Origin of the sequence: Parachryseolinea silvisoli, assembly GCF_021190955.1 — a bacterium.
Taxonomy (GTDB): domain Bacteria; phylum Bacteroidota; class Bacteroidia; order Cytophagales; family Cyclobacteriaceae; genus Ohtaekwangia; species Ohtaekwangia silvisoli.
Window position 1 is genome coordinate 370279 of sequence record NZ_JAIOAO010000004.1, and the last position, 19713, is coordinate 389991.

15 protein-coding genes are annotated in these 19713 nt (G+C 52.3%); 10 read left to right on the forward strand and 5 right to left on the reverse strand.

Annotated features, from left to right (window positions below):
* Nucleotides 1–75: 75 nt before the first annotated feature.
* The 3 genes from K7P01_RS24440 to K7P01_RS24450 form a co-directional block, all read right to left on the reverse strand.
* A complete protein-coding gene (locus K7P01_RS24440) occupies nt 76–1200 on the reverse strand; it encodes a Gfo/Idh/MocA family protein (RefSeq protein WP_267297204.1) in 1125 nt (374 codons plus the stop codon).
* 230 nt (nt 1201–1430) lie between these two features.
* Nucleotides 1431–2135 carry a carbohydrate-binding family 9-like protein gene (locus K7P01_RS24445; protein ID WP_267297205.1) on the reverse strand — a complete coding sequence of 235 codons (705 nt, stop codon included), beginning with the start codon at nt 2133–2135 and terminating at the stop codon, nt 1431–1433.
* A 258-nt stretch (nt 2136–2393) separates the two neighbouring features.
* Complete coding sequence (locus tag K7P01_RS24450; protein WP_267297206.1) at nt 2394–2912, reverse strand: DinB family protein; 519 nt, start codon at nt 2910–2912, stop codon at nt 2394–2396.
* Nucleotides 2913–3074: 162 nt separating this feature from the next.
* Between K7P01_RS24450 and K7P01_RS24455 the strand changes: the two genes are divergently transcribed.
* Both K7P01_RS24455 and K7P01_RS24460 read left to right on the forward strand, forming a co-directional pair.
* Nucleotides 3075–3563, forward strand: a complete 489-nt coding sequence (locus tag K7P01_RS24455) for a methylated-DNA--[protein]-cysteine S-methyltransferase (RefSeq protein ID WP_397311137.1) — start codon at nt 3075–3077, stop codon at nt 3561–3563.
* A gap of 126 nt (nt 3564–3689) precedes the next feature.
* Entirely contained in the window at nt 3690–4253 is a 564-nt protein-coding gene (locus K7P01_RS24460; protein WP_267297208.1) for a DNA-3-methyladenine glycosylase family protein, read from the forward strand.
* A 3-nt stretch (nt 4254–4256) separates the two neighbouring features.
* On the opposite strand, the gene K7P01_RS24465 is transcribed toward K7P01_RS24460, so the two are convergent.
* Both K7P01_RS24465 and K7P01_RS24470 read right to left on the reverse strand, forming a co-directional pair.
* Complete coding sequence (locus K7P01_RS24465) at nt 4257–5117, reverse strand: energy transducer TonB (protein ID WP_267297209.1); 861 nt, start codon at nt 5115–5117, stop codon at nt 4257–4259.
* Between the two features lie 65 nt (nt 5118–5182).
* Complete coding sequence (locus K7P01_RS24470) at nt 5183–5638, reverse strand: hypothetical protein (RefSeq protein WP_267297210.1); 456 nt, start codon at nt 5636–5638, stop codon at nt 5183–5185.
* 488 nt (nt 5639–6126) lie between these two features.
* Here K7P01_RS24470 and K7P01_RS24475 point away from each other — a divergent pair, with 488 nt between their 5' ends.
* The 8 genes from K7P01_RS24475 (at nt 6127) to katG (ending at nt 19648) form a co-directional block, all read left to right on the forward strand.
* On the forward strand, nt 6127–6567 hold the full coding sequence (locus tag K7P01_RS24475) for a hypothetical protein (protein ID WP_267297211.1): 441 nt from the start codon (nt 6127–6129) through the stop codon (nt 6565–6567).
* Nucleotides 6568–6740: 173 nt separating this feature from the next.
* On the forward strand, nt 6741–7820 hold the full coding sequence (locus tag K7P01_RS24480) for an efflux RND transporter periplasmic adaptor subunit (RefSeq protein WP_267297212.1): 1080 nt from the start codon (nt 6741–6743) through the stop codon (nt 7818–7820).
* 23 nt (nt 7821–7843) lie between these two features.
* Nucleotides 7844–11053: an efflux RND transporter permease subunit gene (locus tag K7P01_RS24485; protein ID WP_267297213.1), complete on the forward strand. Its 3210-nt coding sequence runs from the start codon at nt 7844–7846 to the stop codon at nt 11051–11053.
* Nucleotide 11054: 1 nt separating this feature from the next.
* On the forward strand, nt 11055–12482 hold the full coding sequence (locus tag K7P01_RS24490; RefSeq protein WP_267297214.1) for a TolC family protein: 1428 nt from the start codon (nt 11055–11057) through the stop codon (nt 12480–12482).
* Between the two features lie 113 nt (nt 12483–12595).
* The gene (locus K7P01_RS24495; RefSeq protein ID WP_267297215.1) at nt 12596–12898 is read left to right on the forward strand and encodes a YciI family protein; all 303 of its coding nucleotides are present in this window, start codon (nt 12596–12598) and stop codon (nt 12896–12898) included.
* A 39-nt stretch (nt 12899–12937) separates the two neighbouring features.
* Nucleotides 12938–14881 carry a tetratricopeptide repeat protein gene (locus tag K7P01_RS24500; protein ID WP_267297216.1) on the forward strand — a complete coding sequence of 648 codons (1944 nt, stop codon included), beginning with the start codon at nt 12938–12940 and terminating at the stop codon, nt 14879–14881.
* Between the two features lie 134 nt (nt 14882–15015).
* Nucleotides 15016–17178, forward strand: coding sequence for a xanthine dehydrogenase family protein molybdopterin-binding subunit (locus K7P01_RS24505; protein ID WP_267297217.1), 2163 nt, complete (start codon nt 15016–15018; stop codon nt 17176–17178).
* 226 nt (nt 17179–17404) lie between these two features.
* Entirely contained in the window at nt 17405–19648 is a 2244-nt protein-coding gene (katG, locus tag K7P01_RS24510) for a catalase/peroxidase HPI (protein ID WP_267297218.1), read from the forward strand.
* Nucleotides 19649–19713 lie beyond the last annotated feature (65 nt).

Below are 19713 nucleotides of genomic sequence, written 5' to 3' on the forward strand. Positions count from 1 at the left end.
AACGCCCACGGTACACGGGGAAAGGATGTTGCAACAGTTACCGTAAAACATCCCGGATATATCCGGGTATAATTGTTATAGTGATAATGGTACTTTTTTACCCGTCTTAACCGCCTGGTAAATAGCGTCGATGATCTTCATGTCTTTCAGACCTTCCAGGCCGTCCATCGATACCACGGGTTGTTTTCCGTTCAGGATCATCTCGGCCATTTCGTCCATTTGTACCGTCTGATGGGTGACATGGGGGAAGTTTAGTTCGCCGGCACTGGTACGGCCTTCGATCGGTCCATAGCCAGTCGCCGGCTTCAGCTCGGCAAAGCCCTTCTCGCCGTCGAGAAAGAAGCTGTCGAGATTATTCATGGAGTAGGTAGACAGGCAGGAGGCCACAGCCCCCGACGGAAAGCCCAGCTGGAACTGGATCGTTTCGTCAACGCCCTCTTTAAACTTTACCGGATCGGTCTTCGTCTCCTGCGCCGTAACCCATACCGGCTCTTCGCCAACCATATACCGGGATCCGTTCACGGAATATATACCGATATCCATCATCGCGCCTCCGCCCGCCAGCTGCTTGTTCAGGCGCCACTGCCCCGGATCGCCAATGCGGAAACCCGACAGCCCCTGGAAGAACAGGATCTTGCCAAATTTTCCTTCTTTGCGCAGGCGGATGATTTCCAATGTCTTGGGCTCGAGGTGCATGCGGTAGCCGATCAGTAATTTTACATTGGCTTTTTTACAGGCGTCTACCATTTCCTGTCCTTCGGCGGCGTTCAGCGCCATAGGCTTTTCACAGATCACATGTTTACCGGCTTTGGCTACACGAATAACCTGCTCGCGGTGCAACGCGTTGGGGGTAATGACATACACGGCGTCAATGTCCGGATTGTCTTTAATGGCATCGAAGTTGGTATAGTTGTAGCAATTCTTTTCGGGGATGGCGTACTTCTTTTGCCAGTCTTTGATCTTGGACGGTGTACCGCTGATCACGCCGGTAATCTTTGCCTTCTTGCAATCTTGCATCGCTTCGGCTACACGGTTGCCATAACTGCCAAGGCCCATGATGGCTACTTTGAGCACGGGACCCTGGTACGGTGGGGAGGAATGGAGGAAGGAAGTCGTGTTGCCTTTGGCCATCGATGAAATAACAGGGAGCGCCAGGCCGGCAGCAGCGAGCTTTTGTAAGAAGTCTCTACGGGTTTTCATAAGCATGCGGGTTTAACTTGATTAGGAAAAGTTAACGATTTGTACCGCAGCGAAGAAGAGCATCCATGTTTTTTCCGGTATAGTACCTGTATTGGTGACAGCCGGTACAATCGGTACAGCGCGCGGATCAATCCCCACGTCGCCAGGATCCCGGCATTATTTTTTGGCAGGCAATGCGCAGCGCACCGCCGTCACTTCGGCAGGGGTAAAAATGTATAGGATAGGTTGGGTTAGCGGAACACCAGGGTTCCAAATTTCTGATAGGTGTGAAAGCTCGGCCCGGTCTTTTTCCACGTCCACGTGGTATACCCCTGGTCGTAGTCCAGGCGGTAGAAGTTGCCGCGCCATTGGGTGCCTGCTTGTGGTGGTTTACCCATAAGCGGATGCAGTACCCGGTACGGTATAAAGAACTCGCCCTGCCAGCGGGTGACGGTGGCCATGCTTTTTCTGGCACCACCTTCTATAGCGGTGGCGTGTTGTACTTTTTTCTCGCCTTCGTAGTGCATCGGCGCCCAGCCCCCGGACCGGCCGTTGAGGTGAACCATCAGTAGCGGCCACTCGTAGTTAAGTGGCGACAGCTCGTATTCAAAGTACATCACCTGCGAGGTATCCGGCCATAGAAAAACTTCGATAGCGTCTTGTCTAAACAGCGGTTGAAAATCTTTGTCGTAGGTAGTGCTCAGCTTTTGATCAACGCAGTCAAACAGGAAATATAAACCCTTGTCCGAATAGAGCGCTTTGATGCGCGTCAGGGGCGGTTCGCCCGATACTTCCTGTACGGGTAAAGTTACCCAATCGGTTTTATTCCAGGCCGTGGCGCGGCCGTCGCCGGTAATAGTAAAGTCGGAAGTCTTAACAATGAACAGGCGTGACGTGTCCTGTGTCGACACCGCCTGTTGGGCCGCCAACCGGAAGGACCCGACAAAAAAGAGCATGATGAGATAGTGTCTGATAACAGTAGATGTTAGGGTTAACAATACGGTTCTGATGCTATTCCGTGATGGGTACGGTATAGCATGTTGATGATAGCTAAAATTCCGGTCGATCCGAATAGAAATTGTGATAAAACGCCCAGGACTTATATGAACGCGCAATCCCCCTCTTAAGCTCACATGTGTGCGTTCATGCACACATGTGAGCAGAGCGAGTGTGACGTGTGAGAGCGGCCACTCTTTTCTTCGCGCTCACACTGATTAATGTCTGTCCCAGAACGGTGGCGGCTCGATGCCGAGTCCGCGCAGGTATACATACCCTTGACCGCGGTGATGGATCTCATTATCCATAAAATACATTGCTGCCCAATATACTGGACCTTCCCATTGGCCAAATACTTTTTCTATTTCCTGAAAACGCTCCGCCGTGATCTGCGGCCAGTATTCATTGATCTCGTCTGTCGACTCGTCCCACAACTTCAGCAGTGCAGCCTTGGTAGTCGCTCCCTGTAGTTTCTTCTGGACGTCGTCGTAAGAATCCCATTTGCCGAGTGCCAGGCCGCGTACGCCCGGACCCGCCATGGTCAACATCTCAATGGCCAATTGCGCGAAAGGGCGCATGCCACCGATCGAATAGGTAAAGAGTTTATCTTCCGGGAAAGCTTCGATTACACGTCGGGTCAGTCCCCGGTGGCTTTGCCAGTGGTTCAGAAAAATTTGTGAAGTCAGCACCGTCGTTTCTGCAACAGCGGGTGATAGGGGGAATGTCTTGTTTTCCATACCGTGAGAATTTATAATTGTTAAGCAAAGAAACGTAGGGGCTGTGTCAGCCCTATGTCAGGATGCCGCCGCCACGACAAACTTTTTTTAAAAAAAACTTTGCCTGGGCGCCGTGTGTTTACGTAGAGTACGGAAGTTACAATGGAATATTATTACAAACGAATGTCCTCTCCCGTCGGCATGCTTAGGCTGATCGCTCACAACGACGACCTGGCGGCGGTGCTGTGGGAACATGATACACCCGGACGGGCCCAGGGCGACGATGCGGCCATTCTACAGGAGGATCACCCCGTGCTGGGGGAGGCCGAACGGCAATTGTCCGAATACTTCCGCGGTGAGCGTGAACAGTTTACCCTCAAGCTCTCTTTTGCGGGCACGCCTTTCCAGCAACAGGTGTGGCAGGCATTGTTAACCATTCCGTTTGGTGAAACACGCACGTATGGTGAAATGGCCCGGCAAGTCGGCAGTCAATGCGGTGGCCGCGCCATCGGCGGTGCCGTCAACAAAAATCCCATTTCGATCATTGCGCCTTGTCACCGGGTGATTGGCGCCACGGGGAAACTGGTGGGGTTTGCCGGCGGCCTCGAAAACAAAGCGTATCTGCTCAAGCTTGAACACGAAAAAAGGAATCCATCACTATGGGGCGTCTAGTCAAAACTACAACATCGCCGGTGGTCCCCACATTTTCTACCGGAAACTTTCAAACCCCTCTGCGACCACGTAGCCGCACGCGACAAAGACCTGAAAGCCATTTTAGAAGCATACGACTACCCGCCGATGTGGACGCGCCCCAACACGTTCGAAAGCCTCATTCACATCATTCTCGAGCAACAGGTGTCCTTGGCGTCGGCATTGGCCGCACTAAACAAGCTGCGCGAGCGATTGGGGGAAATCACGCCGGCCAATCTCCTTGGCTTGACCGATGAAGAGCTAAAAGCCTGCTACTTCAGCCGGCAGAAGACCGTCTACGCGCGACACCTCGCAGAAGCCATCGAAAGCAAGAAGTTTAGTCTCAAAGCGATGGAAACGTTATCCGATGACGCCGTGCGCGAGAAGATCGTCGCGCTAAAAGGACTGGGCAATTGGAGCGCCGACATCTATTTAATGTTTGTACTACGCCGTACCGATCTATTTCCAGCGGGCGACCTGGCAGCAGTGAATGCACTAAAGGCGATAAAGAAATTACCGAAGGATGTTTCAAAAGAGAAGCTGGCTAAGGTCAGCCTACGCTGGGCGCCCTACCGTACCGTGGCCACAATGATTCTGTGGCATTATTACCTTTCCATACGCGCGAAGAAAACTTCGGCAACGAATAAGATTGAAAAGGCAGTGATCCTGTAATGGCTAAAAGTGGAACTTTACAGGAAGGACAAACCTGCTTTTCACCGCCTGACCACGCTGAATGCCAGGGTTCCAGGGATTCATAAGCTTTAAAATGCGAATGACTTCAGCGTCGCATTCCGGATGGATGCCCTTTACGATCAAGAAATCCTGCAGCACACCGTCTTTACCGACCACAAACGAGGCATAAACAGCCCCTTCGGTACGCGCCTTTCGCGCCGCGCGCGGGTATTTTACGTTAAGACTCAAGAAGCGCATCATGGCTTGCATACCGCCGGGGTATTCAGCCTGTTGTTCGATGGGAAGGAATACAGTGTCTTGCGCCGACTTTATTTTGTAACAGGATTTAATATTGTATGCTTCGACTTTGCTGTAAATCACTTCGCCTGCATCGTTCGTATCCGTCATCACGCCATTTCCATCCGTGAGTAATTCATGGCCTTGCGTATCATATGCCTGTAGGTAACGGGGTTTGGGGTCGAATATGTTTTCGACACGCTCACGGGGCTTTCCGTTTTCGTAGTAATAGATAAACTCACCTTCAGGAATATTATTCTTATAAAAGCCTTCTCGCTTTATGTTGCCATTTTCGTAAAACTGAATTGTCTTGCCATCCTGCGTATGTTTTTCGTCATATTGACTATATTCTTCCATCGATCGAATCTGGCCGGAAAGCGTATATTCACGAACGATATAACAATAACATTTCTCATTGAGCTCGAGCGTACGGTAAGATTTCGCGATAGAGGAATCGGATACCGCCGAGCCGTTTTCGCTCACGTAGCTTATTTTCTTTTCTGCGCTTTGGCCCAGGGCGATGTTGCTGACCAAAATAGGCACTAGCAACAAGAGAAGGTTTTTCAAGCAGTTAATTGTTATCTGTGAACCTCAAAGATAACGATTTTCTCCAAACCCGCGGCGTGTGATTATTACTGCGTCGGAGTGGACTTATACTGCTTATTATCTGAAGTCGTATTCCGCTTCGCAATATCTTCAACCTGACGCATGACTTTCGAAATATTCTCATCCGAATATGTTCCATATGCATCTACCAGCGTACCCTTTGCGCCGTCATCGGTCCGAATAACATACAGCACCGACATATCAGCAGGATCGGTAATCCCTTCAAACCGGTAGAAGTTCATTACGTGAAGCTGCTCCGGGGTATATTGCCTTGACGTTTCGAGGGACTTCAGCCCATCTTTGGTAGCTTGGAAGTTTTCTTTGTAGCCGTGTTCCACGGCTTTGGTCGTGCAGTAAGCCAGCGTGCGGAGCTCCGGCATCAACTTTTCAGCCTCAGTCAATAAATCTACTGTGCTCGGCGCGTCTTTTTCGGCCTTCTTGATTTCCCGCTGGTTGTGTTCTTTGACGGTTTTCTGTGACATAGCTTTTTTAGAATACATCCATAAACAATTATGCCTGCATGCCCTCCTGGGTATGCCGCGACGTCCTGATTCCCAACAGGCGGCGAAAAATTTCCCCACAACACATACGGTCTTAAACCCGCCACGTGCTCACCACGAACAACCGTTTACCAACCTTCTATACTTCGTCATGTTTCTTCGAAACGTTCCATTCTCCGTATCCCTCCTAAAAGTACAGCGCATCGTCGCATCTGCACGCAACCCTTGTTACTATCGCCACGTTCTTACCGCGCGAGCACGTCGGGCGGACGAGCGTATATTCTGAACGGTTTCAGCCAGTCTTAAGGAAGGTTTAAGCTTTTTTTAAGGCGTTCTTTATCAGGCGGTTGGGTTACATATAGAGCTTTCAAAGAATTTATGAAAAGATACATCAATGCAATCGTTCGTTACATGCGCTCACCCTTTGGATACTTGCCATTACAATCATCTTTCTATAGATTAGCGACCCAATGAAAAGATACTGGCTTACGTTGCTTCTTCTATTGAGCGCTGTCCTCTTCGGCAGCTTCGCTCAAGGGGCGACGTGCGCCGTATATAAAATGAACACCACGCACCGTGTTGTTCGCAAGATGCCCGGCACCACAACCCAGATGGATGCCGACATCGCTGTGCAAGGCCGATTGCAGGTAGATCGTCCCTACGATGCCGGCTCGAACCATGAGGTCCTCCGGGCGGAGGTTACCGAATTAGAAGAACGCGAAGAGGATGAGCACGAAAGCAATGCCAGCTCCCTCCGCAAGCACGTAGAAAGTGGTAAATATACCGCCGCCTTTCCGCTGCAAGACCTTCATTACTTCTTTAACAACGGCCAGAAGCTGTTCCTGTTTTCGCAACACTTTTCCGTTACATCCTCAGATCGTTATCTCGTATTGTTAGTCATTCGGATCTGATCCGTGTATCGCATTCGGGAAATTGACATTTCCTGGACCCTCAACAGAAGGATTTTTAGATTACTACACTAGCCTTTGGCGCCAACGCCATGGCTGCACTAATGTGTCGTTTATACACATTAGACTACTACGGAAGTACTCACAAACACATCTCGAAATATTAACTTATAGTCATGAAGCAAGTAATGCTCATTGGTTTGTCGGCCTTGTTGTGCCTCTCAAGCTGTCATTCAGAAAAGAAAGGGAAAGAGGAGGAAGTAAAATTTTTGGTTACCAACCCGCTGCGTAAAGACACCGTAGCCATCCGGGAGTATGTATGTCAGATACATGCCATCCAACACATTGAAATGCGGGCGCTCGAAAGAGGTTATCTGCAAGAAATCTTTGTAGACGAAGGTCAGGCTGTGAAGAAAGGCCAGATGATGTTCCAGATCATGCCGCTGATGTATAAAGCAGAGCTGCAAAAAGCACAGGCCGAAGCTAAATTTGTGGAGATCGAATACCAAAATACCAAACGTCTGGCCGATAGCAACGTCGTGGCACCGAACGAGCTGGCGCTCAGCAAGGCGAAGCTCGACAAAGCAAACGCCGAGTTGGCCATGGCACAAGTACACTTGAGCTTTACGGAAATCCGCGCGCCCTTCAACGGTATCATGGACCACTTCCAGGTACGGTTGGGTAGCTTGCTGGACGAAGGCGACCTGCTCACCACGTTGTCGGATAACAGCAAGATGTGGGTTTACTTCAACGTGCCCGAAGCCGAATACCTCGACTTCAGGGCGAAGGCCAAAGGCGACAGCCTCATGAAAGTAAACCTGATCATGGCCAACAACGAGAAGTTCCCACACATCGGTATTGTAGAGACCATTGAAGCCGACTTTAACAACGAGACGGGTAACATCGCGTTCAGGGCTACCTTCCCGAACCCCAAAGGCCTGCTGCGTCACGGTGAGACCGGTAACATACAGATGGTGGCACCGTTGAAGAACGCCATGCTCATTCCGCAGAAGGCCACATTCGAGGTGCTGGAGAAAAAATATGTCTATGTAATAGATAAAGACAACAAGGTACGCTCGCGGGAGATTACTATCGCGGCAGAGCTGCCACACATCTTTGTGGTGAAAAGCGGTCTGAAAGACGATGACAAGATCCTTCTGGAAGGATTGCGTCAGGTGCGGGAAAACGAGAAGATCCACTTTACCGTGGCGAAACCTGACTCGGTCATCGCCCATTTAGACCTGTATGCCGAATAATCATCTCCTAACCAGCGAAAGACATGTTTAGTAAGTTCATACGTAGGCCAGTCTTTGCGATTGTCATATCTATCGTAATAGTCTTTGTGGGGGTACTGGCCATTAAGAAACTGCCCATCTCGCAGTTTCCGGACATTGCGCCGACCACCGTCAATATATTCATCGCGTACCCCGGCTCGAGTGCCGACGTGTTGGTAAAGTCAACGCTCATTACGTTGGAGCAGGCCATCAACGGCGTACAGGATATGCGTTACATCGCCACCGACGCCACCAGCGCGGGGGAAGCAACGCTTCGTATCATCTTCGAGCCCGGCACGGATCCAAACGATGCCGTCATCCGGGTAAAGACGCGTGTCGACCAGGTGATGCCGCTCTTGCCCGAGCTGGTACAACGCGAAGGCGTAATCATCACGCCCATCCAACCGAGTATGTTGATGTACGTCAACCTGTACTCCAAGGAAAAGAGCATGGACGAAAAATTCCTGTTCAACTATGCCACGGTTAAAATGATCCCCGAGATCCAACGGACCAAAGGTGTAGCCCGTGCGCAGATCCTGGGTAGCCGTCGGTACGCGATGCGCGTTTGGTTGAATCCGGAACGCATGCGCGCGTACAAAATCTCCGTAGAGGAAGTCATGGACGCTATTGGTGAGCAAAGTATCATCGGTCGTCCTGGGCGTATCGGCCAAAGCTCGGGTATTGCAGCGCAGTCGCTGGAGTATGTGCTCACCTATAAAGGACGATATAACAAGCCGGAGGAATATGAAGGTATTATCATCCGCGCGAACTCGGAAGGGGAGAGCATTCACTTACGTGATATTGCCACAGTAGAGTTGGGAAGCGAGTTCTTCGATATCTACTCCAACCTGGACGGTCACGCGTCGGCCGCGATCGTATTAAAGCAGAACTATGGTAGTAACGCCAGTGACGTTATCGCAGAAGTAAAAGCCAAGCTGGAGGTAATGAAAGAATCTTTCCCTCCCGGCATGGATTACAAGATCAGCTACGACGTATCACAATTCCTCGACGCGTCTATCGAGCAGGTAATTCACACCCTGCGCGACGCCTTTATCCTGGTGGCCATCGTGGTGTTTGTGTTCCTCGGCGACTGGCGTTCAACCTTGATCCCCATCCTGGCGGTGCCGGTATCGTTGATCGGTGCGTTCTTCGTCATTCAGTTCTTCGGGCTCTCCATCAACCTGGTAACGCTCTTCGCGTTGGTGTTGGCGATCGGTATTGTGGTCGATGACGCGATTGTGGTGGTGGAAGCGGTGCACGCGAAGATGGAGGAAGAGCCACACCTCACGCCCTATAGTGCCGTTCGAAAAGTATTGGGTGAGATCAGCGGTGCGATCATCGCCATCACCATGGTCATGGTGTCGGTATTCGTGCCGATCTCGTTCATGTCGGGTCCGGTAGGTACTTTCTATCGTCAGTTCTCGATTACCATGGCGAGCTCGATTGTAATCTCGGCCTTGATCGCCCTTACGCTCACGCCGGTATTGTGCGCCATGTTGTTGAAAAACCACCATGGACATGCCAGGAAGAAAAACTTTCTGACGAAGGGGCTCGATAAATTCAACAGCGGTTTTGAGAAAATGACAGGCCGTTATGTAGGCTTGTTGAAGCTGATTGTTAACCGTCGCCTGGTGACATTCCTCATCCTGGCAGCGTTCTGCGCGGGCATATGGTATGAAAACCAGGTGGTACCGTCCGGCTTTATTCCCAACGAAGATCAGGGCACGATCTATGCGATCATCCAAACACCTCCCGGTTCTACACTCGAAAAGACGAACCAGGTTTCTCAACGCCTCCAGAAGATCTGCGAAGAGATCGACGGTGTGGAGTCCGTATCGTCACTGGCCGGTTACGAGATCATGACCGAAGGTCGTGGATCGAACGCCGGTACCTGTCTGATCAACCTCAAGCCCTGGTCGGAACGTCACCACACGGTGAAAGAGATCATGGAAGAGTTGGAAGAAGAATCGAAGGGCCTTGGTGCGGTTGTCGAATACTTCGAACCGCCGGCGATCCCGGGCTTCGGTACTTCGGGTGGTTTCTCGATGCGTATGTTGGATAAAACGACAGACACCGACTACCACGAATTCGACGCAATCAATAAGCAGTTCATGGATAACCTGCGCAAACGTAAAGAGCTTACCGGCTTGTTTACATTCTTCGCGGCCAACTATCCGCAATACGAGCTGGAGATCGACAATAACCTGGCCATGCAAAAAGGTGTATCCATCGGCAAAGCGATGGACAACCTCAACATCCTGATCGGTAGTACCTATGAGCAAGGCTTCATCAAGTTCAACCAGTTCTTCAAGGTATATGTGCAGTCCGATCCAAAATTCAGAAGACTGCCGTCTGACCTGCTGAACCTGTTTGTGAAAAATGACCGCGGCGAAATGGTGCCGTACTCGGCATTCATGAAACTGAAGAAAGGTCAGGGGCCGAACGAAATTACCCGTTTCAACCTGTACAACTCGTCGGCTATCCAGGGCCTTCCCGCCAAAGGCTACACCACGGCGGATGCCATCCAGGCTATACGTGAAGTAGCAAAAGAAACATTGCCGAAAGGATATGACATCGCGTTTGAAGGTTTATCGTACGATGAATCGATCCGCGGTAACGAAGCGCTCTATGTATTCCTCGTCGTGTTGTTGTTCGTATACTTTGTACTGGCCGCCCAGTACGAAAGCTTCATCATACCGTTGGCGGTGGTATTGTCGTTGCCTGTCGGAGTGTTCGGGTCGTTTCTCATGCTACAGATCATGGGGTTGGAGAATAACATTTACGCGCAGATAGGTCTTATCATGCTCGTGGGTCTCCTGGGTAAGAACGCCGTGCTTATCGTCGAGTTTGCCGTGCAGAAACGACAGCAGGGTGAAACCATTTTCAATGCGGCGATTGAAGGCGCGCGCGTACGTTTCCGTCCGATCCTCATGACGTCGTTCGCCTTCGTGGCCGGTCTGATACCCCTGATCCTAGCGCACGGCGCCGGTGCGATCGGTAACCGTACCATTGGTGGCTCGGCTCTCGGGGGGATGTTGTTCGGTACCATCTTCGGTGTAATCATCATTCCGGGCTTATACTACATCTTCGCGAAGATGGCCGATGGTCGTCACCTGATTAAACACGAAGACGAAGATTCCCTGACCGACAACCTGGTTCACCAGATAGACAGTTTTCCTCAATCCACTGAAACGGACGATAATGATGGACATTAAGATGAAATTGAATTCCATAGTAGCGATAGGCTGTATCCTTTTCCTGGTAACAGCGTGTAGCGTACCACCTTCTCTGGTGCATCGATCAGAGAATAAAACAACTCCTGCGAGCTTCAACGGCTCGCAGGACACTACGAATACCGCGAAGATAAAGTGGCGGCAATACTTTACCGATCCGAATCTGGTGGCGTTGATCGATACAGCGCTTAAGAACAACCAGGAGCTGAACATCACGATCCGTGAGATCGAGATCGCCCGCAACGAAGTGCGTGCACGCAAAGGCGAGTACCTGCCGTTTCTGGGCATCCGCGCCGGCGCAGGGTTTGAAAAGGTAGGCCGCTATACCAACATCGGTGCCAGCGAAGCTACGACCGACATCAAGCCTGGTAAAGAGACGCCCGAGCCACTGCCCGACTTTATGGTCGCCGCCGTGGCGAACTGGGAGCTGGACATCTGGCAGAAGCTGCGCAACGCGAAGAAGGCTGCGGTAAGCCGCTACCTGTCTTCTGTGGAAGGCCGAAACTTCATGGTCACCAACCTGATTGCTGAAATCGCTAATTCGTACTACGAGCTACTGGCACTCGACAACCAGATGGCGATCCTCCAGCAGAATATCGAGATTCAAAGCAACGTGTTGCAGATCGTACGCATGCAGAAGGACGCAGCGCGGGTGACCGAGCTGGCCGTGCGTCGGTTTGAGGCACAAGTGCTGAACACTAAAAGTCAGCTGTTCCTTATTCAGCAGAGCATCGTCGAAGCGGAGAACCGCATTAACTTCCTGTTGGGGCGCTACCCGCAGCCGGTGCAACGAAATGCCGAAAGCTTTATGACCCTGGTGCCCGACAGCATTCACACGGGGCTGCCGGCACAACTGCTGGCCAACCGGCCGGACATTCGCCAGGCCGAAATGGACCTGGCTGCCGCCAAGCTGGATGTAAAATCGGCACGGGCACAGTTCTATCCTTCGCTGGGTATCTCTGCCGGCATCGGCTTCCAGTCCTTCAATCCGTCGTACCTGATCCGCACACCCGAGTCGTTGATTTACTCGCTGGCGGGCGACCTGGTCGCACCACTGGTAAACCGGAATGCCATTAAGGCGACGTACTACAGCGCCAACGCGCGGCAAATACAAGCGATCTATAACTACGAGCGTACAATCCTCAACGCGTACGTCGAGGTTGTGAATCAGCTGTCGAAAATCAACAACATGAAGCAAAGCTATGTATTGAAAGAGCGAGAAGTGCAGGCGCTTACCGTGTCGATCACGATCTCCGACAACCTCTTCAAATCGGCGCGCGCCGACTATATGGAGGTGTTGATCACGCAACGCGACGCACTCGAGTCGCGCTTCGAGCTGATCGAAACAAAAAAACAACAGCTCAACGCCATGGTCAATATCTATCAGGCATTGGGCGGCGGCTGGAACTAAAATATCAACTTCCGTTGAGATGTGGGGGCTCCCCTTGGCTTCGGCCGGGGGAGCTTTTTTTATGGTTGAAGTTACTTTGTTGAAATGTTATCTTAGAAAATAAAAGCACGCCTATGTTTGTAATTAACTTGCATTATATCGTATCGCTCGACGCGTTGGACGCCCACATGAAAGAGCACGTGGCGTTTTTACAAAAGTATTACAAGGAGGAGGTCTTTATCGCCTCCGGCCGCAAGGTGCCGCGCACCGGCGGCATTATCCTCGCCGTGGGCCGCTCGAAGGAGGAGATCGAAGGAATTATGCAGGAGGATCCGTTTTGTACAAACGGCCTGGCAGAAGTTACGGTAACGGAGTTTCTAACGTCGCAGACCCATCCGGCCTTCAAAAAGCTGCTCAAAGAGGTGTTTAACAGCTAGCGCGTTTTTTTGTATCTTCACGGGCATCTACCTGTTTGTATGAGGATCAAGGCTTTTCTCGCGTTGGTGTTGTGGAGCATTACACTTTGTCCGGCGTTTGCGCAGCTGGAATGGTTAGGAGATGCCATTCGCGACTTTTCTACCAGTCAGTTTTGGGAATTTGAGCAGCTTTCCGTCGATTGGAAAATGAACCCCGCCCTGCAGGCTGATTTTAACGAAGGATTAAATAATCTCCTGGAGGATAATCCCGGGATGGCGGAGACAAACCTGACGGCGGTGATCGAAAAAGATCCAGCTGCCTGGCAGGCCTACTACTTTCGCGCCGCCGCCCGGAAAAAAATACAGAACCTCAGCGCTGCTCGCGAAGACGTCTTGAAGGCCCTCACGTTACACGATAATTTCTACGAAGGCCTGGTCGAGCTGGCTAAAATTGAATACCTCCGTCGTCGGGTAGCCGAAAGCGAGCAGATTATTAACAAAGCCATCCGCCTCGACCGGTCGCGGGGAGCGGCCTATTACCTGAGAGGTGATATCAATCTCGCGCAGCAGCAACTCCGGCCGGCCGTCAATAGTTATAAAGATTGCCTGGCCGCGGACAGCCTTTACCACGATGCACGGATCAAGCTGGCCTTACTCGATGCCTTTGAAAAGAATGATATTACCAAAGCCCTCGCACACCTGAACAGGGTCGTGGTAAATGATTCGCTGCAGCGAACGGCGCTGTTGTTCCGAAGCATTCTGGGACGTGAAAAGAATATACGCCAGTCCATAAAAGATTTATCTACGCTGATCCGGTTGCGCCCCAACGATGAGATGCCGCGGTATTACCACGGATTATTCCTGATCGATATCGGTGATTATGAAGGCGCATTTAATGATTTTCAGACCGTGGTGATCAACCGCTCCGCCGTGGGTGACAACCAGTTTACAGGAAAACAGCAGGGTATAGATCGGATCATCAACGTGCAAAACGTGGGGGCCTATATCGTGCGGCGGATCTATGGATTGCCCGATGCCGATGCCGCCCGGATCAAAGAGGCCTTTTGCTTGTTACTGGTCGAAAAACATGATAAATGTATTGCCGCACTCGACCAGGTATCCAATGGTATGAAAGAGCCCTCGGTGGTATACCTAAAGGCCGTGGCCTACGAACACGATAAGCAACATCCCAAGGCGCTGCAATACTATGGTATTGCACTGGGGCTGGACGACAAGCTTACCGACGCCTACAAAAAGCGCGGCATCTATCGGCAGGAGATGCAACAATGGGATAAATCGGTCGAGGATTTTACAGCCTATATCAAGCTCTTTCCCGACGGCTATTTCATTTATCGTATCCGCGGGGTTTCCTATTATTACCTGAAGCGTTATCCGGAAGCCATTGCCGATTATACCGCCTACTTAAAGAAAGATAGTAGTAACGTCGAAGTGCTTGGCAATCGGGGCATGGCCTACCAGATGTCAAAGCAGTGGATGAAAGCATACGTCGACTTTGCAGCATCCGGTAACCTTCATGCCGTGAATTTTTCCCAGGTGGAAAAGATAGTCGACTCTGTTTTGCATGTAAAAGATACAGTCCAGGCCTTGTTCTATCTCGATACGTTTGTTAAGGCTGCGCCGGGATTTACAGAAGGATATATACAGAAGTTTAAAATACACATGGCGCGCAACGAGTGGGCGCTCATATCGCCAGAGGTAGCGTTGGCCGTCATCCATGCCCGCAGTGATATTTCCAAACCGACACGTTCGTATCTCATGACCATGAGCGCGCTGCTGCAGGCCCGGTCCAGCGACACCAGCGAAGCTGTCAAGTCCCTCAACGAAGCCATCAAGTTCGATCTTAAAAACGATCTGGCCTACCTGGAGCGCGGCCGTATATACCTGGCCATGGGCAAGACCTCCAAAGCCGAAAGCGATTTTAAAGAAGCCTCGGCACTGGGCAATCAGCAAGCGAAGCAACTGCTCGCCTCGATGGTGAAATAACCGGATAGAGAAAGCAGCACGCAGCTGTATTTCGTATGCCCGCCCTGACTTTTCGTAGGGCGAACCAGGCTATCCGTGTTAAACGCATATTATAGCGGCTTTTATTTTGTAGTATTATTGGAGATTCGAGCGCTATGAATTCACGTGCGGACATTTCCAGGAGAACATTTTTACGGCAAGCCGGCCTGTCCGGTGTGGCGTTGACACTCGGTTGTTATTGGCCTGCGACAGCCGCAAATACCCGGGATGTCGTTCGGTTGGAAGGTCCTGCCTCCGCGGCCACGCAGCTCATGGCCTGGATCTCGATTGACGGCGCCGGCAAGGTCATGATCTTTTGCCATCGTTCTGAAATGGGACAAGGTACCTGGCAGTCGATTCCGCAAATCATTGCGGAAGAGCTGGAAGTAAGCCTCGACGAGGTAACGATTCAATATGCGCCGGCCAATCCGCAGCAATATGGTCCCCAGCCGCAGGAGGGAAGCTTCTCCATCCGGGGATGGTATGAGCAATTGTTACGCGTCGGCGCTTCCGCCCGCGAGATGCTGATCGAAGCCGCGTCCAGACAATGGAAGGTACCCGCAAGCGAGTGCCATGCCAAGCGTGGCATCGTCGTGCATCACCCCACAGGCAGAAAGCTGACCTATGGTGCCCTCGTACAAGAGGCGGCACAGCTGTCACCCCCGGAGCATGTTACGCTTAAAAATCGAAAAGACTATACCGTCATTGGCAAATCGCTTCGGCGAAAAGATATACCGGCCAAGGTAAACGGCAGCGCAATCTTTGGCCTGGATAAAAAACTGCCCGGCATGCTGTACGCCGTGGTAGAGCGCAGCCCCCGGTTCCGGGGGAAAGTAAAAAGCTTTGATGACGCCGCGACGCGGGCGATACCCGGTGTGAAGCATGTAGTCACCGTGCAGCGTGCGGTCTTCGGACTGCTCTACGAAGGCGTCGCAGTAATAGCCGACTCGTTATGGACAGCCATGCAGGGCCGCAAGCAATTGAAGGTAGAATGGAACGATGAGGGCTTTGACCACCTCGACTCCGGGCAGATCACCGCCCGCATGCGCGAAGAGCTTAAGCGGCCGCCGCCGTCAGAGGCGTTTGAGACGGCGTGGACGGGGGCCGCCGCGTCCATCGAGGCCATCTACGAAACGCCCTATCAATCGCACAGCTGCATGGAGCCGCTCAACTGTACGGCCGATGTAAAAGAAAACAGCATCGAGATCTGGGGACCGATACAGGAAGCCAACTGGATACAAGCTGACCTGAGTGACCGCCTGAACATTCCAAAAGAAAACGTAAAGGTCAATATGACCTTTCTCGGCGGCGGGTTTGGACGGAAAGCATTCCCCGACTACCCCATGGAAGCCGCGCTTCTTTCGCAAGCCGTGAAGGCGCCCGTACAGGTAGTATGGACCCGCGAAGACGACATGACCGGCGGACCTTTTCGCGCCGGCGCCCTGTACCATTGCCGTGGTGGTATCGATGCGCAGAAAAACATCTTCGCCCTTCAGGTAATTTCGTCATCGCAGTACATCGGGCAGGGAGAAGATAAAGTTGCCACACCGCAACCCGTCTCGACAAACTCAGGCGGGCTTGCCGGCCTGAGCACCGATTACTATAAAACAATACCGCACTATAGCTTCGGGGGTATACCCATCAAGTCGCCTATTCCCACCATGTGGTGGCGGGCGCCGATTGCCAACGTCGATGCCTTCGCTGGCGAAAGTTTTATAGACGAGCTCGCACACCTGGCAGAACAAGACCCCCTGGCGTTCCGCCAGAAACATTTTGTATCGCCGCGCTACCGGGCGTTGATGGAAAAATTGGCCACCGTCAGCCAGTGGAGCACGCGGCATAAAAACGAGGGCTGGGGTGTGGCGATCACCGATGCCTTTGCCGGTATCGTCGGGCAAGTGGTACGCGTATCGCGTCAGGCGGACAATAAAGTAAAGATCGATAAAGTGTATGCTGTGATCGACTGTGGTTGGTATGTAAATCCCGATATCATTCGCGCCCAGGTAGAGGGGAGCATCATTATGGGGATAGGAGCAGCGATCACACACGCTACACACTTCAAAGAAGGCAAAGCGGTGGAAAAGAATTTTAACACCTACCCCATGCCTCGCATCGGCGAAATTCCCGTCATTGAAGTCCACATCATGGAGAACGATGAAAAGGCCGGTGGCGTGGGAGAACCCGCCTTACCCGCCCTGGCCCCCGCGTTGTGCAATGCTATTTTTGACCTCACCGGCAAGCGTATCCGCACGCTGCCCTTTAAAATCAACGAAGTATAATTTTGTACAGGCTCGGTAAAACGCGCCTGATACATATCATACCAATCACCGCTCATTTCTATTATCTTCCCGGGAGAATTGATAAACAGCCCTTTACTGTCTCAAAAGAGGGTTATAGACACAGCCTATGTATCGATAAAGACAATCGATTTGATCTATCTCGCTGAACTATGAACCTTTGGCACGTGACATAAAAAGTGTATCACCAAACAATCAACCATAAAGCATGGAAAACAACACCGCAACAGGGCAGAAATCACTGAATGTCAATGACAGTGAAGCAACATGTCCATTTCACCAGGGGGCACTAAAACAAACCGCCGGAGGTGGCACGCGAAACCGCGACTGGTGGCCCAATCAGTTGAAGCTGAACATCCTTCGTCAGCACTCCTCGCTTTCGAACCCGATGGGAGGAAGCTTCGACTATGCGAAAGAATTTAAGTCCCTCGATCTGAAGGCTGTCAAGAAAGACATTTTTGACCTGATGACCACATCACAAGATTGGTGGCCTGCCGACTATGGTCACTATGGTCCGTTTTTCATTCGCATGGCGTGGCACAGTGCGGGTACCTATCGCGTTGGCGACGGCCGCGGTGGCGCGGGTGCTGGCCAACAGCGCTTCGCACCGCTCAACAGCTGGCCCGATAACGCCAACCTGGACAAGGCGCGTTTGCTGCTTTGGCCTATTAAGCAGAAATATGGCAAAAAGATCTCGTGGGCCGATCTCATGATCCTGGCGGGCAACTGCGCGCTCGAGTCGATGGGCTTCAAAACCTTCGGCTATGCCGGTGGACGCGAAGACGTATGGGAACCACAGGAAGAAGTATACTGGGGCTCGGAGACCAAATGGTTGGGTGACGAGCGTTACACCAAAAGCCGCGAGCTGGAAGCGCCGCTCGGCGCCGTACAAATGGGTCTGATCTATGTAAACCCGGAAGGCCCCAATGGCAATCCCGATCCCCTGGCGTCCGCACGCGACATTCGCGAGACCTTTGGTCGCATGGCGATGAACGACGAAGAAACCGTCGCCCTCATTGCCGGTGGTCACTCGTTCGGCAAAACGCACGGCGCCAGCGATCCCGGTAAATATGTAGCCGCAGAACCTGCCGGCGCGTCCATCGAAGAGCAAAGCCTCGGATGGAAAAATAGCTTTGGCAATGGCCATGGCGTACACACCATCACCAGCGGTCTGGAAGGTGCCTGGACGACAACGCCGACGAAGTGGAGCAACAACTTCTTCGAAAACCTCTTTGGCTTCGAGTGGGAGCTGAGCAAGAGCCCCGCCGGTGCACACCAGTGGAAACCGAAGAACGGCGCCGGCGCCGGCTCTGTACCCGACGCACACGATAAATCGTTGCGTCACGCGCCCACCATGCTCACGACCGACCTGGCACTGCGCGTCGATCCGATCTATGAAAAGATCTCCCGGCGCTTCTTTGAAAACCCCGACGCGTTTGCCGATGCTTTCGCGCGCGCCTGGTATAAACTTACGCACCGCGACATGGGCCCGCGTGCACGTTACCTCGGGCCAGAGGTGCCTGCCGAAGTGCTGCTCTGGCAAGATCCTCTTCCGGCGGTAACACACAAGCTCATCGACGACAACGACATTGCCGCCTTGAAGGGTAAAATACTCGCCTCGGGACTTTCAGTATCGGAGTTGGTATCGACTGCCTGGGCCTCGGCTTCGACATTCCGCGGTTCAGACAAACGCGGTGGTGCCAACGGCGCACGTGTTCGTCTCGCCCCGCAGAAGGATTGGGAAGTGAACAACCCCGCACAGCTGAGCAAAGTGTTGAAGACACTGGAAGGGATACAGCAAGAATTCAACGGCGCGCAGTCCGGAGGTAAGGGCGTATCGCTGGCAGACCTGATCGTGCTGGGAGGAAATGTAGGTGTAGAGAAAGCCGCGAAGAATGGCGGCCGCGAGGTGAAGGTACCTTTCACACCGGGCCGCGTCGACGCCTCGCAAGAGCAAACCGACGTTGAGTCGTTCAAGTTGCTGGAGCCCGCCGCAGACGGCTTCCGAAACTATCTCAAGACGCACCACGTTGCAGCAGCCGAAGCGATGCTGGTCGACAAGGCGCAACTGTTAACGCTGACGGCCCCCGAGCTGACGGTGCTCATCGGTGGCCTGCGTGTACTGAATACCAACTACGACAAGTCGAAGCATGGCGTCTTCACCAAAGCTCCGGAGACGCTCACCAACGATTTCTTCGTAAACCTCATCGACTTCGCCACCACGTGGAATGCGACCTCCGATTCCCAAAACGTATTCGAAGGCCGCGACCGCAGAACCGGCGCCGTAAAATGGACCGGCACCCGCGCCGACCTCATTTTTGGCTCCAACTCCGAGCTACGCGCCATCGCCGAAGTATATGCATGCGCTGACGCCCAGGACAAGTTTGTTCAGGACTTTGTTGCCGTCTGGACAAAGGTTATGAACCTCGACCGCTTCGATCTGCAAGCATAAGCGGGTCAACGATCGTGGATAATCGTAGAGGCTGCCTCCCGCCGGGGCAGCCTCTTTTTATCGTT

What these genes read in the sequence shown, in the direction of transcription:
- K7P01_RS24440 (WP_267297204.1), bottom strand. Translation starts at nt 1,200, where the DNA reads ATGAAAACCCGTAGAGACTTCTTACAAAAGCTCGCTGCTGCCGGCCTG.
- K7P01_RS24445 (WP_267297205.1), bottom strand. Translation starts at nt 2,135, where the DNA reads ATGCTCTTTTTTGTCGGGTCCTTCCGGTTGGCGGCCCAACAGGCGGTG.
- K7P01_RS24450 (WP_267297206.1), bottom strand. Translation starts at nt 2,912, where the DNA reads ATGGAAAACAAGACATTCCCCCTATCACCCGCTGTTGCAGAAACGACG.
- K7P01_RS24455 (WP_397311137.1), top strand. Translation starts at nt 3,075, where the DNA reads ATGTCCTCTCCCGTCGGCATGCTTAGGCTGATCGCTCACAACGACGAC.
- K7P01_RS24460 (WP_267297208.1), top strand. Translation starts at nt 3,690, where the DNA reads ATGTGGACGCGCCCCAACACGTTCGAAAGCCTCATTCACATCATTCTC.
- K7P01_RS24470 (WP_267297210.1), bottom strand. Translation starts at nt 5,638, where the DNA reads ATGTCACAGAAAACCGTCAAAGAACACAACCAGCGGGAAATCAAGAAG.
- K7P01_RS24475 (WP_267297211.1), top strand. Translation starts at nt 6,127, where the DNA reads ATGAAAAGATACTGGCTTACGTTGCTTCTTCTATTGAGCGCTGTCCTC.
- K7P01_RS24480 (WP_267297212.1), top strand. Translation starts at nt 6,741, where the DNA reads ATGAAGCAAGTAATGCTCATTGGTTTGTCGGCCTTGTTGTGCCTCTCA.
- K7P01_RS24485 (WP_267297213.1), top strand. Translation starts at nt 7,844, where the DNA reads ATGTTTAGTAAGTTCATACGTAGGCCAGTCTTTGCGATTGTCATATCT.
- K7P01_RS24490 (WP_267297214.1), top strand. Translation starts at nt 11,055, where the DNA reads ATGAAATTGAATTCCATAGTAGCGATAGGCTGTATCCTTTTCCTGGTA.
- K7P01_RS24495 (WP_267297215.1), top strand. Translation starts at nt 12,596, where the DNA reads ATGTTTGTAATTAACTTGCATTATATCGTATCGCTCGACGCGTTGGAC.
- K7P01_RS24500 (WP_267297216.1), top strand. Translation starts at nt 12,938, where the DNA reads ATGAGGATCAAGGCTTTTCTCGCGTTGGTGTTGTGGAGCATTACACTT.
- K7P01_RS24505 (WP_267297217.1), top strand. Translation starts at nt 15,016, where the DNA reads ATGAATTCACGTGCGGACATTTCCAGGAGAACATTTTTACGGCAAGCC.
- katG (WP_267297218.1), top strand. Translation starts at nt 17,405, where the DNA reads ATGGAAAACAACACCGCAACAGGGCAGAAATCACTGAATGTCAATGAC.